At 39.9% G+C, this 12,408-nt stretch carries 11 protein-coding genes; 8 read left to right on the top strand and 3 right to left on the bottom strand.

Going from position 1 to position 12,408, the window contains the following annotated elements:
* The first annotated feature begins 25 nt into the window (after positions 1–25).
* A complete protein-coding gene (gene pyrE / locus ACLCEG_RS11240) occupies positions 26–676 on the top strand; it encodes an orotate phosphoribosyltransferase (protein WP_134262631.1) in 651 nt (216 codons plus the stop codon).
* A 51-nt stretch (positions 677–727) separates the two neighbouring features.
* Here pyrE and ACLCEG_RS11235 read toward each other — a convergent pair whose 3' ends face one another.
* The 3 genes from ACLCEG_RS11235 to ACLCEG_RS11225 form a co-directional block, all read right to left on the bottom strand.
* Positions 728–1,195, bottom strand: coding sequence for a surface-adhesin E family protein (locus ACLCEG_RS11235; protein WP_086496467.1), 468 nt, complete (start codon positions 1,193–1,195; stop codon positions 728–730).
* A 151-nt stretch (positions 1,196–1,346) separates the two neighbouring features.
* Positions 1,347–3,539 carry a TonB-dependent receptor gene (locus ACLCEG_RS11230; protein WP_410567544.1) on the bottom strand — a complete coding sequence of 731 codons (2,193 nt, stop codon included), beginning with the start codon at positions 3,537–3,539 and terminating at the stop codon, positions 1,347–1,349.
* A gap of 226 nt (positions 3,540–3,765) precedes the next feature.
* Positions 3,766–3,978: a DUF1737 domain-containing protein gene (locus ACLCEG_RS11225; RefSeq protein ID WP_004704920.1), complete on the bottom strand. Its 213-nt coding sequence runs from the start codon at positions 3,976–3,978 to the stop codon at positions 3,766–3,768.
* Positions 3,979–4,138: 160 nt separating this feature from the next.
* Here ACLCEG_RS11225 and gshB point away from each other — a divergent pair, with 160 nt between their 5' ends.
* The 7 genes from gshB (at position 4,139) to ftsZ (ending at position 12,363) form a co-directional block, all read left to right on the top strand.
* Positions 4,139–5,083 (top strand): glutathione synthase, encoded by a 945-nt coding sequence (gene gshB, locus ACLCEG_RS11220; RefSeq protein WP_410567542.1) that lies wholly within the window; start codon positions 4,139–4,141, stop codon positions 5,081–5,083.
* 237 nt (positions 5,084–5,320) lie between these two features.
* Positions 5,321–6,418, top strand: coding sequence for an undecaprenyldiphospho-muramoylpentapeptide beta-N-acetylglucosaminyltransferase (murG, locus tag ACLCEG_RS11215; protein WP_410567540.1), 1,098 nt, complete (start codon positions 5,321–5,323; stop codon positions 6,416–6,418).
* 11 nt (positions 6,419–6,429) lie between these two features.
* Entirely contained in the window at positions 6,430–7,878 is a 1,449-nt protein-coding gene (murC, locus tag ACLCEG_RS11210) for a UDP-N-acetylmuramate--L-alanine ligase (RefSeq protein ID WP_004704924.1), read from the top strand.
* 38 nt (positions 7,879–7,916) lie between these two features.
* On the top strand, positions 7,917–8,843 hold the full coding sequence (locus ACLCEG_RS11205) for a D-alanine--D-alanine ligase (RefSeq protein ID WP_077165924.1): 927 nt from the start codon (positions 7,917–7,919) through the stop codon (positions 8,841–8,843).
* A 2-nt stretch (positions 8,844–8,845) separates the two neighbouring features.
* Positions 8,846–9,700: a cell division protein FtsQ/DivIB gene (locus ACLCEG_RS11200; protein WP_410567538.1), complete on the top strand. Its 855-nt coding sequence runs from the start codon at positions 8,846–8,848 to the stop codon at positions 9,698–9,700.
* 60 nt (positions 9,701–9,760) lie between these two features.
* On the top strand, positions 9,761–11,023 hold the full coding sequence (gene ftsA / locus ACLCEG_RS11195; RefSeq protein WP_004704928.1) for a cell division protein FtsA: 1,263 nt from the start codon (positions 9,761–9,763) through the stop codon (positions 11,021–11,023).
* 164 nt (positions 11,024–11,187) lie between these two features.
* On the top strand, positions 11,188–12,363 hold the full coding sequence (gene ftsZ / locus ACLCEG_RS11190; protein ID WP_004704930.1) for a cell division protein FtsZ: 1,176 nt from the start codon (positions 11,188–11,190) through the stop codon (positions 12,361–12,363).
* Positions 12,364–12,408: the final 45 nt, after the last annotated feature.

The following is a 12,408-nucleotide window of genomic DNA, read 5'->3' as shown; positions in this document are numbered from 1 at the left end:
CTCAATTGTGAATTTGGAGCACCTCATGACAACGCCTGTGTCATTTAACCCGCAAGCATTTATCGAACTCGCATTATCACGCGGTGTGCTTAAATTTGGTGAGTTTACTTTAAAATCTGGACGCGTGAGTCCTTATTTTTTTAATGCAGGCCTACTCAACGATGGTGAAGCTTTATCTCTTTTAGCGCAAGGCTATGCTGATAAATTAACACAATGTGAAAATGTTGATGTGATTTTTGGGCCAGCATACAAAGGTATTCCATTTGTAGCTGCGACTGCTGTTGCTTTATCGCAGGTCCATAACAAAAGCGTGCCATGGGGCTTTAACCGTAAAGAAGCGAAAGATCATGGCGAAGGCGGTGTTTTAGTTGGTGCTGCGGTTGAAGGTAAAAAAGTCTGGATTATTGATGACGTAATTACCGCAGGTACAGCGATTCGTGAAGTCGTAACGATTTTGAAAAACGCTGGCGCAACTATCGCAGGTGTGTTGGTAGCATTAGATCGTCAAGAACGTGGTCAAGGTGAGCTCTCTGCAATTCAAGAAGTGCAAAAAGAATTAGAAATTCCTGTGCACGCACTCATTACCATGAAAGATTTAATGGATTATTTAGAGACTAAAGGCGAAAAAGAAGCGCTAGCAAATATGCAAGCTTATCGTGAGAAATATGGGATTTAATTTTCCATAATATAAAAGGAAGGAGCACTTGACCTCTCCTTCCTTTTATGTCTAATGATTTTTTATGTAGTTCAGAACACATGCCATTTCTAGAATTCTATTTGCAATAGAATTAGGAATAGCCGGTACTTCTTGTGGAAACTCTACTTCTTGTATTGAAAATATTTCAGAATTCGTAATTGAATAAGTCGCTTCGGACAACAACATCATTTTTTTATTTTTGCAGTCAAATTGCCATAACTCTAAAGAATTTAAATTTCCTAGATTAACTGGTGTGGTTTTAACTGGAGCTATTACGACGGAGTCTGAAATAGATTTAATTAGTTGATAACTCAAATAATGAATTTTTTTATCATCTCTAGCATAACTGATCCATCCTTTGTTGAGGTTGTCTTTAATACTATTTTGCTGTTGTTTTGATAAGTCTTGATATGTATCAATTGAAAGAGTAATGATTTTTGCCTCTGTTGATAGTGATAGAAAAAATAATAAAAAAGTTAAAATAAACTGTTTATTCATATTGTTGATTTAATTGGTATCTTTAATGAAAAAAGTATAATCTAAAAATTAAATATTTTATTTATTGAAGATAAAAAAACTTGTCTCTTTTATTATTAAAAAACAAAAGGCATACCTCTAAAATAGGAGGGTATGCCTTTTTTATTTTTATTTAGAACTGATAATTCAAACGCAATAACACATTACGTGGTGTGCCTGGCATGCTGTCCGAACGCCAGTACTCTTTATTGGTCAGGTTATTTACCGCAAGCGTAACATTCCATGGGGCTGCACTATAGCCAATTGCTGCATCGACACGATTGAAGCCTTCCATTTTTACTTGATTATTAATATTTGGATAATAAGAACCGACATAGGTCAGGCCCACTTCGGTATACCACTGCTCAGTTGGTAAATAACGAACAAATAAATTACCTGTGTTCTTAGATGTGTTTGCTAAATAGTTGCCTTCACGTTCAGGATTTTGCTTGTCTTCTTTTACTTTTGCATCGGTATAACCATAACCACCGCGGACAAAGACATTATCGAGTACACGGCCAATAAAGCTAAATTCGAGACCACGAGATTGATGCTGACCCGCAGTTGCCCATACATCTGGTTCACTATCAGGGTTTGGTTTATAGCGAATATTATTTTTACGAATATCAAAGACAGAAAATTGAGTATTTAAACGGTTATCTAACCATTCACTTTTTACTCCAACTTCATATTGCTCATTATATTGAGGCTCTTTATCCATTTTTCTAACATCGGTGCTACCAGTAACTTGGTTAACACCCATTTGCCCGCCAAATGGTGCAAAACTCTTAGAGTAAGACGTATAAAAGCTATGTTCTGGAACGGGTTGCCATACCAAACCCACATTTGGGCTAAAGCTACTGTCTTTTACATTACGATGATCATTGTTAAGCTTATTGGTAGTCGAAAAGTCAAAGTAATCATAACGTAGGCCCATCATGAGTTTAAGTTCGTCATTTAGACCAATTAAATCCTGAACAAATACACCATAAGTGGTGCCTTCATTGTAGTTATGTTGGCTAATCAAAAGAGGGCCATTACCTCGGCTATATTCACGTTCACCAGTGAGCGGATTAACATAACCATAAATGGTTGAACCGTTTTGAGTCTTATTGGCTAGACGTGGTTCTCGTTGCTCATAGGTCCAGTCTGTACCCATCATAATTTGGTGCTCAAGCGAGCCTGTTTTGAATTTGCCCTTAATATCAAATGTATTGGTCGTGGTCTTATTGCTAGTTTGTTGCCAGTAGTAAATTTGATTGATATAGCCTTTTTTAGTGATGCATGCTTTACCTTTTAAATCTTTACCATCTAACCCACAATAAGTTCCAAAGTAAAAGTGGTCAAAGTTCTGTTCTGCTTGGCGGTAGCTTGCTGCCCAGTGGAAGTTCCAGTCAGGTGCATATTCATAATTTACATCGGTGCGAACCACTTGCAAAATATCATCAACATAATCGCCATCTTGGGCAAATCCTGTTTTGATAGATGTACCTGTAGGTAGATTGTCACGCGTTGGTCCGCGGTCAGGCACTCGACCTAATTTGTCATAGGTATATTGTGTGGTCCAAGTGAGTGTTCCATCATCATTTTTATAGGTAAAGCTTGGAGAGAGCATCTCTATTTTATTTTTAATACCTGAGCGGAAGCTACCTGACTCGCCATATTCTCCAGTCAAACGTACTGCTAAATTGTCGTTAAGTACTTGGTTGATGTCAGCCGTTGTTCCATAGTTGTCGTAAGAACCTGTATATGCACCAACTGAACTTTTAGAGTCAAAATTGGCGAACTTACTCACCATATTCACAACCCCGCCGCCAGCACTACGGCCATATAAAACAGAGGCGGGGCCTTTTAAAATCTCAATACGTTCGATATTGGCTGTACTGCGACGTACTTGTCCGCTTTCACGTATGCCATCACGGTAAATATCACCTGTGTCTGCACCAAAACCACGAATGGTAATTCCATCACCACGCATATCGTAATTGGTAGATACACCTGGGGTACCTTGTAGCATGACGCTTAAATCATTTGATCCATAAATTTTATATTTTTGAACATCAATGGTATCAATAGTTTGCGGAATATCTTTTTTGTCTAAACCATTACGTGTGACATTGGCTTTGTCATAGTCGATATAGCTTTTAATCGGGTCGAGCTCACTCATCGCTTCAATTTTTATAGTCGGCATGACTGCTGCAACTTTTGATGATGAGTCAGCTAATTCCTCTGCGTAGACACCTTGAATATTCAAGATCATTAAGCTGAGTAAGCTAAGCGGGAATGAGCTTTTAATGTGGGGAGATGATATAGAAATTTTTAACATAAAAACAAAGTCTGTTAACAAAAATAAAAGTATAAATGATAATTATAATCATTTAATTATTTAGAATAAAAGAACTATTGCCTATGAAATTATCGAGGTGTGCTTTTAGTTGTTGATTTTAAAAATATAATTTTTATGTTAAAGGACGGGCATAAGGTAAGTAATTAGTTTTATTTATAAATGAGATTTTGACGAGGTGCTTTTTTTAGTAAAAACACCCTTAGAGTTAAGCATTGTTTTTAAGTACATCTAAAATATCCATTTCTGGATCATAGTTTTCATCAATCGTTTTGCAAATGGCTTGGCCCACAATCACTTGAGTACCATTAAAGGTCATGGTTGGTGCTCCATATAATTCCCAGCCATGATTGAGCGCTTTAGTCACTCGTGCGCAAAAAGCAGAGTCATCAGGGCCTGTTAAATAGCGATAAAGTTTCATCTTTAGCCTTTAAAAATAATATTTTATGGTCATAGTTTAACTGAATTTATCTGAATTCAAGATAAAGAAATAACCGATAAGGTTTTACTGAAATTAAGAAAAACCAGTGAAAAATCTCAGTTATACTCATGCTAATTTAAATTTTAAGAAGAGCTTGAGCATGCGTGTACTTGTCGTCATGGATCCGATTGAAACCGTAAATCTGAAAAAGGATTCAACCATGGCAATGTTGTGGGCGGCGAGCCGTCGCGGACATGAATTGGGTTATGCATTACAGCAAGATTTATATATCGATCAAGGTAAAGCTTACGGTCTAATCTCTCCTTTAGAAGTATTTGAAGATTACAGCCATTACTATGAGCTTGGCGAAAAGAGAAAAGAATCTATTGCGTCTTACGATGTTGTACTCATGCGTAAAGACCCGCCGTTTGATATGAATTTTGTCTACACAACTTATGTGCTTGAGCAAGCTGAGCGTGAAGGTTCATGGATTATTAATAAGCCACAGTCATTGCGTGATTGTAATGAAAAACTCTTTGCAACGCAGTTTCCAGAGCTACAAGTGCCTACACTTGTAACGTCTCAACAAAGTTTAATTCGTGAATTTATTAAAGAACATGGCGATGTGATCGTTAAGCCGCTTGATGGTATGGGTGGGATGGGAATTTTCCGTTTATACCAAGATGGTGTAAATATTGGGTCTACCTTAGAAATGCTGACAGAATTAGGTACTCGTCCAATTATGGCACAGCGTTATATTCCTGAAATTGTTGAAGGGGATAAACGAATTCTAATGGTGAATGGTGAACCTATTCCTTATTGTCTAGCTCGTATTCCACAAAATGGTGAAGTGCGCGGTAACTTGGCGGCAGGTGGTTTAGGTCAAGCACGACCACTTACTGAAAATGATAAGCAGATTGCAGCGAAAATCGGGCCTTTCTTACGCGAAAAAGGTTTGATTTTTGTAGGTTTAGATGTGATTGGTAATTATGTTACTGAAATTAATGTCACTAGCCCAACCTGTATCCGCGAAATTGATGCTCAATTTGGTACATCGATTGCCGATGATCTATTTGACGTATTAGAAGCTGGTCGTCCTGCTTAATAATCTACTTTGGGTGATTTCCTAAGCGAATATTGGGAAATCACCTAAAAATTTATCAATTAATAAAACCACAATATGAAATACGCTGGCGCTTTGTAGGCATATTTTCAAAAAAGCACATCTTTCTGTTATAAACGAGTGAAATTCGCTTTTCGTTAATGAAGCTTTAGGATTAAAATAAACGGCTACAAAAATAGATGACAATTTCCATTGTTTTTTGAGTTGAAGAATTAGACCGTGACAGATTCACAGCAAAGCAAACCTAAACATGTCATGATGATGGCTGCCGGTACTGGTGGACATGTTTTTCCAGCCCTCGCCGTAGCCAAACAACTTCAACACCAAGGTTGTCAGGTTTCATGGTTAGCCACGCCAACAGGTATGGAAAATCGGTTATTAAAAGATCAAAATATTCCAATATATCAAATTGATATTCAAGGTGTACGTGGCAACGGAGTCATCCGGAAACTCGCCGCGCCTTTTAAAATTTTAAAAGCAACTTTTAGCGCTATGCGTTATATGAAACAGCTCAAAGTTGACGCAGTCGCTGGCTTTGGTGGTTATGTTGCAGGACCGGGTGGTCTGGCTGCTCGCTTATTAGGTATTCCTGTTCTCATTCACGAGCAAAATGCAGTTGCCGGTTTTACCAATGCGCAGTTATCACATGTAGCTAAAGTGGTATGCGAAGCATTTCCTAATACTTTTCCTGCTGGTGGCAAAGTCGTGACCACAGGAAACCCTGTGCGCCGTGAAATAACAGACATTTTAAGCCCAAAATGGCGCTACGATGAGCGTGAACAAGCGGGTAAACCGTTAAATATTTTAATTGTAGGCGGTTCTTTAGGTGCCAAAGCACTCAATGAGCGTTTGCCTCCAGCTTTAAAGCAACTGCAGGTTCCACTGAATATTTTTCATCAGTGTGGTCAGCAACAAGTTGAAGCAACACAAGCATTGTACGCAGATGCACCTGCAAATTTAACTGTACAGGTTTTGCCATTTATTGAAGACATGGCGAAGGCATATAGCGAAGCAGATCTGATTATTTGCCGTGCTGGTGCTTTAACTGTGACAGAAGTTGCAACCGCTGGTGTTGCAGCAGTTTTTGTACCGTTACCTATTGCGGTAGATGACCACCAAACAGCAAATGCTAAATTTCTGGCTGATGTCGGTGCTGCAAAAATTTGCCAGCAATCTACCATGACACCAGAAGTTTTAAATCAATTGTTTACTACGTTGATGAACCGCCAATTACTTACAGAAATGGCAGTGAAAGCGCGTCAACATGCCCAACCAAATGCAACTCAGCATGTGGTTGATCTTATTCAAAAAATGTAATCGGATTTACTATGTCTCCAACAACAGCTGCAAACCAAGCAAAAAAATTGATTAAAGTGCCTGAAATGCGCCGTATCAAACACATTCATTTTGTGGGTATTGGCGGAGCAGGTATGTGTGGTATTGCTGAGGTGTTAGCTAACCAAGGATATAAAATTTCCGGTTCAGATATTAAAGCTTCTAAAACTACGCAACAATTAGAAGAAAATGGCATTAAGGTCTATATCGGACACGAAGCAGAAAATATTAAAAACGCTAATGTGCTTGTAGTTTCAACTGCTATTGATCCGGAAAATCCGGAAATTAAAGCTGCAATTGAACAACGTACTCCGATTGTACGTCGTGCAGAAATGCTCGGTGAACTTATGCGTTACCGTCATGGTATTGCCGTAGCAGGTACACATGGTAAAACCACAACAACGAGTTTGTTAACCACAATGTTGGCTGAAGAAAACCTTGATCCAACTTATGTGATTGGTGGTTTGCTTAATAGTACTGGTGTAAATGCAGCGCTTGGTGAAAGTCGTTTTATTGTTGCAGAAGCTGACGAATCAGATGCCTCATTCCTTTATTTGCAGCCAATGGCAGCGATTGTAACCAATATCGATGCTGACCATATGGATACCTATGAAGGTAGCTTTGATAAGTTAAAAGATACTTTTGTGCAGTTCCTACATAACTTACCGTTCTATGGTTTAGCGGTAGTTTGCGGTGATGATGCGAACATTCGTGAGATTTTACCACGCGTAGGCCGTCCGGTTATTACTTATGGTTTTAATGAAGATAATGACATCCGTGCGATTGATGTAGAGCAAGATGGCATGCGTTCGCACTTTACGGTATTGCGTAAAGGACGTGAGCCGCTTCGTTTAACGATCAATCAACCAGGCATGCATAATGTTTTAAATGCTTTGGCTGCAATTGGTGTTGCAACTGATGAAGGTGTTTCAGACGAAGCCATTAGTCGTGCATTAAAAGGCTTTAGTGGTGTTGGGCGTCGCTTCCAAGTACAAGGTGAATTTGAGCTTGGTGAGGGTAATGTAAAATTAGTCGATGACTATGGACATCATCCTAAAGAAGTAGAAGCAACTATTAAAGCAGCTCGTCAGAGCCATCCAGATCGTCGTTTAGTGATGCTTTTCCAACCTCATCGGTACTCTCGTACACGTGATTGTTTTGACGACTTTATTGAAGTTTTATCTCAAGTCGACCAATTATTGTTACTCGAAGTTTACCCTGCTGGTGAAAAACCAATTGTTGGTGCAGACAGCCGTACTTTAGCGCGTAGTATCCGCTTGCGTGGTCAGGTTGAACCGATTTTGATTGATCCCGTTGACGGTAATTTACAAAACATCATGCAAAATGTGTTACAACCAAATGACTTGTTATTAACGCAAGGTGCAGGTAACGTGGGAGCAATTTCAGTAGAACTTGCACAGCACCATTTGTATGTGAAATAAACAAAAAAGTATTGAATTATCGGGTTAAGGATTTAAACGTGTCAAATGCTACAAAATTCGGCAAAGTTGCTGTGTTGTTTGGTGGAAAATCGGCTGAGCGTGCTGTTTCTTTAGATAGTGGTCAGGCAGTTTTGGATGCTTTGTTAAGTTCAGGTGTTCAGGCTGAGGCATTTGATCCGCAAGACCGTAGTGTAACTGAACTTGTAAACTATGATCGCGCATTTATTGTATTGCATGGTCGTGGCGGTGAAGATGGTCAGATCCAAGGTGTGCTTGAGTGGTTGAATATTCCATATACAGGAACTGGTGTACAAGGTTCTGCCATTGGTATGGATAAAGTTAAAACCAAGCAAATCTGGCAAGGTAGTGATTTACCTACAGCACCATATCGAATTATTACCAAAGAAACTGACCTCGATTCAGTTATTGCGGAATTGGGTCTACCAGTCATTATTAAGCCTGTGCATGAAGGTTCAAGCGTAGGCATGAGTAAGGTTGAGAAAGCAGAAGATTTTGCGGCAGCAATTGAAAAAGCAACTCAGCACGATGCAGTGGTCATGGCAGAAAAATGGATTACTGGTCGTGAATTTACGATTTCATTTTTAAATGGTCAGCCTTTACCTGTTATTCGTTTGCAACCACCTGCAGATGTTGCTTTTTATGACTATGAAGCAAAATATCAACGTAATGATGTCGAGTATGGTATCCCTTGTGGTTTAAGTGATGCAGACGAGAAAAAATTACAAGCTTTAAGTTTGCGTGCTTTCCAAGCAGTAGGCGCAGAAGGTTGGGGCCGTATTGATGCAATGCAGGATGAGCAAGGTGCTTTCTGGCTTTTAGAAGTGAATACTGTGCCAGGTATGACAAGTCATTCGCTTGTACCTAAGGCTGCTAAAGCAGTTGGTTATAGCTTTGAAGCGTTGTGTGTTGCAATTCTTGAGCAAACATTGGAAGGTACAGCTTAAATATGACACAACTTCCGGCTTCCATGCGCCGTAAACGTGCGGCAATTACATCCATTCATGAAAAACCGCCTACACGTAAGCAAAAGCTTGCCAACGCTGGCGGATGGATGTTGCTGGTTATTGCTTTTTTAGTGCTGGCAGTCGGAATTTACGGGCTATATAAGGTTATTACCGATGCAACTGTTGCAAAACTTGAAGTTGTGGGTTCAACGACTCCAGTTGAATCTCAGCAAGTAATGCAATATGTGCAGCCGATTGTAAAAGATAATTATTTTACGTCTGACTTAGAGCAGATTCGTGATAAAGCATTAGAAATTTCATGGGTAGACCGAGTCGTTGTATCTCGTGCTTGGCCCAATGGTATTCGTGTTCGTATCATGCCTAAACATGCGATTGCCCGTTGGGGAACAGGCCGCTTATTAAGCGATGGTGGCGACGTATTTAGTGAGGCAGAACCGAAACTTCATCCTGAGCTGCCGTTGTTACATGGCCCGGTAAGCCAGTCTAAAATGATGATGCGACGCTATAATGAAATTAATCAGTTATTCCATCCTGTTAATTTGCGTTTAAAAGAGTTATATCTAACAGAACGAATGACTTGGTTTATGCAGTTTGATTCTGGTTTACGCATTATTGTTGACCAAGACCAAACAATGAATAAATTGCAACGTTTAAGTCACTTGGCACAATCTGACCTAAAACCTGTGTGGACGAAAATCTCAGCCATTGATTTGCGATATCGTAATGGATTATCTATTCAATGGAAGAATGCAACTCCACCTAAAATTGTGAATGGTCAGTTTGTTGTAACGAGTGATGACACAAGCATTGCAGGTGGTACAAAAGCAAAGCCATAATACGTGGCTTTAAAATAGGCAATTTGCCTGGTATTAGACAACAAAGAAATGGTATGAGTGATGAGTGAAGCTGTTCCCTCAGTTGTTGCAATTGACATTGGGACGCATAAAGTTTCAGTTTTGATTGGAAAAATTCATGCACCGGATAACATTCAGGTTATCGGTATGGCAACTGCTCGCAATCGAGGCATGAACAAAGGAAAAATTGTAAGTCTCGATAAAGTCATTGCTGCGATTAAGAACGCCGTTTCTGAAGCGGAAAATATGGCTGAATGTCGCATTCATAGTGCTTGGGTATCTATTCCAAGTACCGAGCTGCAAAGTTTCTATGCTTCTGGACGCACGCCTGTTGCTAACCCCGCACATGTGATTACAACCAATGAAGTTGTACGTGCATTGGAGTTAGCAAAAGCAAGCCATGTGACCTCTGATTATTATTTAGCGAGTGCAGTCCCACTTGGGTTTGAGTTAGGTGACTCTGCTGAATGGGTTCAAAATCCAATTAATATGACTGCTCATAGCATGACTGGTCACTATCAACTCATGATGATGCCAATCGCTACTATGCAGAACCTCGATCGTGCCATGAAAGGTGCGAACATTGGTGTTGAAAAAATGGTAGTTTCTTGCTTGGCAACCGCTGAAGCAAGTTTGCTCAAAGATGAAAAAGAGTATGGTGTTTGTCTCGTTGATATTGGCGCAGGCATTACCAATTTAGCAGTTTATTTAGATGGTCGTTTAGCTTTAGCGCGTACATTACAGCGTGGTGGTGAACATGTGACACGTGATATTGCTGCTGTGTTGCAAACAACGACCGATGAAGCTGAACGGATTAAAATCTTACACGGCTGCGTTGATCTAAGTGCTGTTAAACCTGATCATATGATTCAGGTACAGGGTATTGATGGTCCTCAAACCATTAGCCGAATTGAGTTGTCAGAAATTATTATTGCTCGTTACGAAGAGATTTTCGGTCAAATTCGTGAAGAACTAGAACAAAGCGGTGCAATCCATGGTTTGTATCATGGTGTTGTATTGACAGGGGATGCTTGCCAGATTGAGGGTATGGTAAGTTTAGCGCGTCGTATGTTGGGTGTGTCTGCTCATTTAGGTAATCCACCGTTACAGGTGTATGCTGATGATCAGCATCAAGCTGCGTTACGTCGATCAATGTATGCGACAGCAGCTGGTTTGCTTATGTTTAGCCAAAGCGAATTACAAGAAGCTGTTGAGGAACCTGAAGAGGGTAGTGACCGTTCGGTATGGGAACGAATGGTAAATGGTTGGAATGCGTTTAATAGCAAACTTAAAGCCATTTTTTAGGATGTATGGATTTATTGGTAGAATTGTTAGGAAGTTGTAAGAGAAAACCACTGTACTTGACAAGGTTTGTATTGCACAGCATTCTTAAAATTAGTTGTTTTTGAAAATCAAGGCAGTATACGGGCTGAAGTGACTGCCATAATGTATTAGGAACCCTAAAGGTCATGGCCTCATTTGAATTTATAGAAGATGAACTAAACGATGGCAACGGTCAAGCCCGTTTCACTGTATTTGGTGTAGGTGGTGGTGGCGGTAATGCCGTTCAGCACATGGTACAGTCTGATATTCAGGGTGTTAAATTCGTTTGTGCCAATACAGATAAACAAGCACTTGACTGTATGAATGCTCCTTTCAAAATTCAGTTAGGTGAGCAAAGTACACGTGGTCTAGGTGCAGGTGCTAACCCAGAAGTGGGTCAAGTTGCAGCAGAAGAAAGCCGTGAAATTATTCGTCAGCACCTTGAAGGGACTGACATGGTGTTTGTAACCGCTGGTATGGGTGGTGGTACAGGTACTGGTGCAGCTCCGGTTGTTGCTGAAGTTGCTAAAGAAATGGGGATTTTGACTGTTGGTGTGGTAACGACTCCATTTAACTTTGAAGGTCGTCGTCGTCAAAAGTCAGCTGAACGCGGTATTGAAGCGTTAGAAGCACATGTTGATTCATTGATTATTATTCCTAACCAGCGTTTGTTAAGCGTGTATGGTGATATTTCAATGAAAGATGCCTATAAAAAGGCAGATGATGTATTGTTAAATGCTGTACGTAGTATCTTTGATCTTGTTGTTAATCGCGGTCACATTAACCTTGACTTCGCCGATTTGAAAACTGCAATGAGTACTCGCGGTTACGCAATGATGGGTGCTGGTTTGGGTCGTGGTGAAGACCGTGCGCGTCAAGCTGCTGAACAGGCAATCCGTAGTCCATTGCTTGATAACGTAAATATTATTAATGCCAAAGGCGTGTTAATTAACATTACGGGTGGTGATGACATCACGTTACGTGAAACAGAAATCATTACTGATGTGGTTAACCAAATTGTTGACCTTGATGAAGGCGAAATCTTCTACGGTACAGTATTTGATCCAGATGCGCGTGATGAATTACGTGTAACTGTGATTGCAACTGGTTTGACTCGTAATGCTGCTGATGCAGAACCGAGAAAGCGTAATACAGTGAGCCATACATCAACTCAATCTGCACAATCTGTAGATGAAGATGATGTTCCTGCAATTAATAAACGCCAAAATGCTGAAACTGATGTAAATAATGCACCAAGTTCATCACCGCGTTCTTCGCCAATGAGTATTCAAGATTACTTGAAAAATCAGCAACGTAAGTAATTCAGTCTTCGATCTATTAAAAGGCAGTGTTTAAACACTGCCTTT

The sequence above is a fragment of the Acinetobacter sp. H1(2024) genome, from assembly GCF_046557555.1.
In the GTDB taxonomy this organism is placed as follows: Bacteria; Pseudomonadota; Gammaproteobacteria; order Pseudomonadales; family Moraxellaceae; genus Acinetobacter; species Acinetobacter seifertii.
The sequence above is the reverse complement of the archived record's forward strand: the minus strand, read 5'-3'. Positions and strand labels throughout refer to the sequence as shown.

Coding starts and splice junctions, on each gene's coding strand:
- pyrE (WP_134262631.1), top strand. CDS start 26: ATGACAACGCCTGTGTCATTTAACCCGCAAGCATTTATCGAACTCGCA.
- ACLCEG_RS11235 (WP_086496467.1), bottom strand. CDS start 1,195: ATGAATAAACAGTTTATTTTAACTTTTTTATTATTTTTTCTATCACTA.
- ACLCEG_RS11230 (WP_410567544.1), bottom strand. CDS start 3,539: ATGTTAAAAATTTCTATATCATCTCCCCACATTAAAAGCTCATTCCCG.
- ACLCEG_RS11225 (WP_004704920.1), bottom strand. CDS start 3,978: ATGAAACTTTATCGCTATTTAACAGGCCCTGATGACTCTGCTTTTTGC.
- gshB (WP_410567542.1), top strand. CDS start 4,139: ATGCGTGTACTTGTCGTCATGGATCCGATTGAAACCGTAAATCTGAAA.
- murC (WP_004704924.1), top strand. CDS start 6,430: ATGTCTCCAACAACAGCTGCAAACCAAGCAAAAAAATTGATTAAAGTG.
- ACLCEG_RS11200 (WP_410567538.1), top strand. CDS start 8,846: ATGACACAACTTCCGGCTTCCATGCGCCGTAAACGTGCGGCAATTACA.
- ftsA (WP_004704928.1), top strand. CDS start 9,761: ATGAGTGAAGCTGTTCCCTCAGTTGTTGCAATTGACATTGGGACGCAT.
- ftsZ (WP_004704930.1), top strand. CDS start 11,188: ATGGCCTCATTTGAATTTATAGAAGATGAACTAAACGATGGCAACGGT.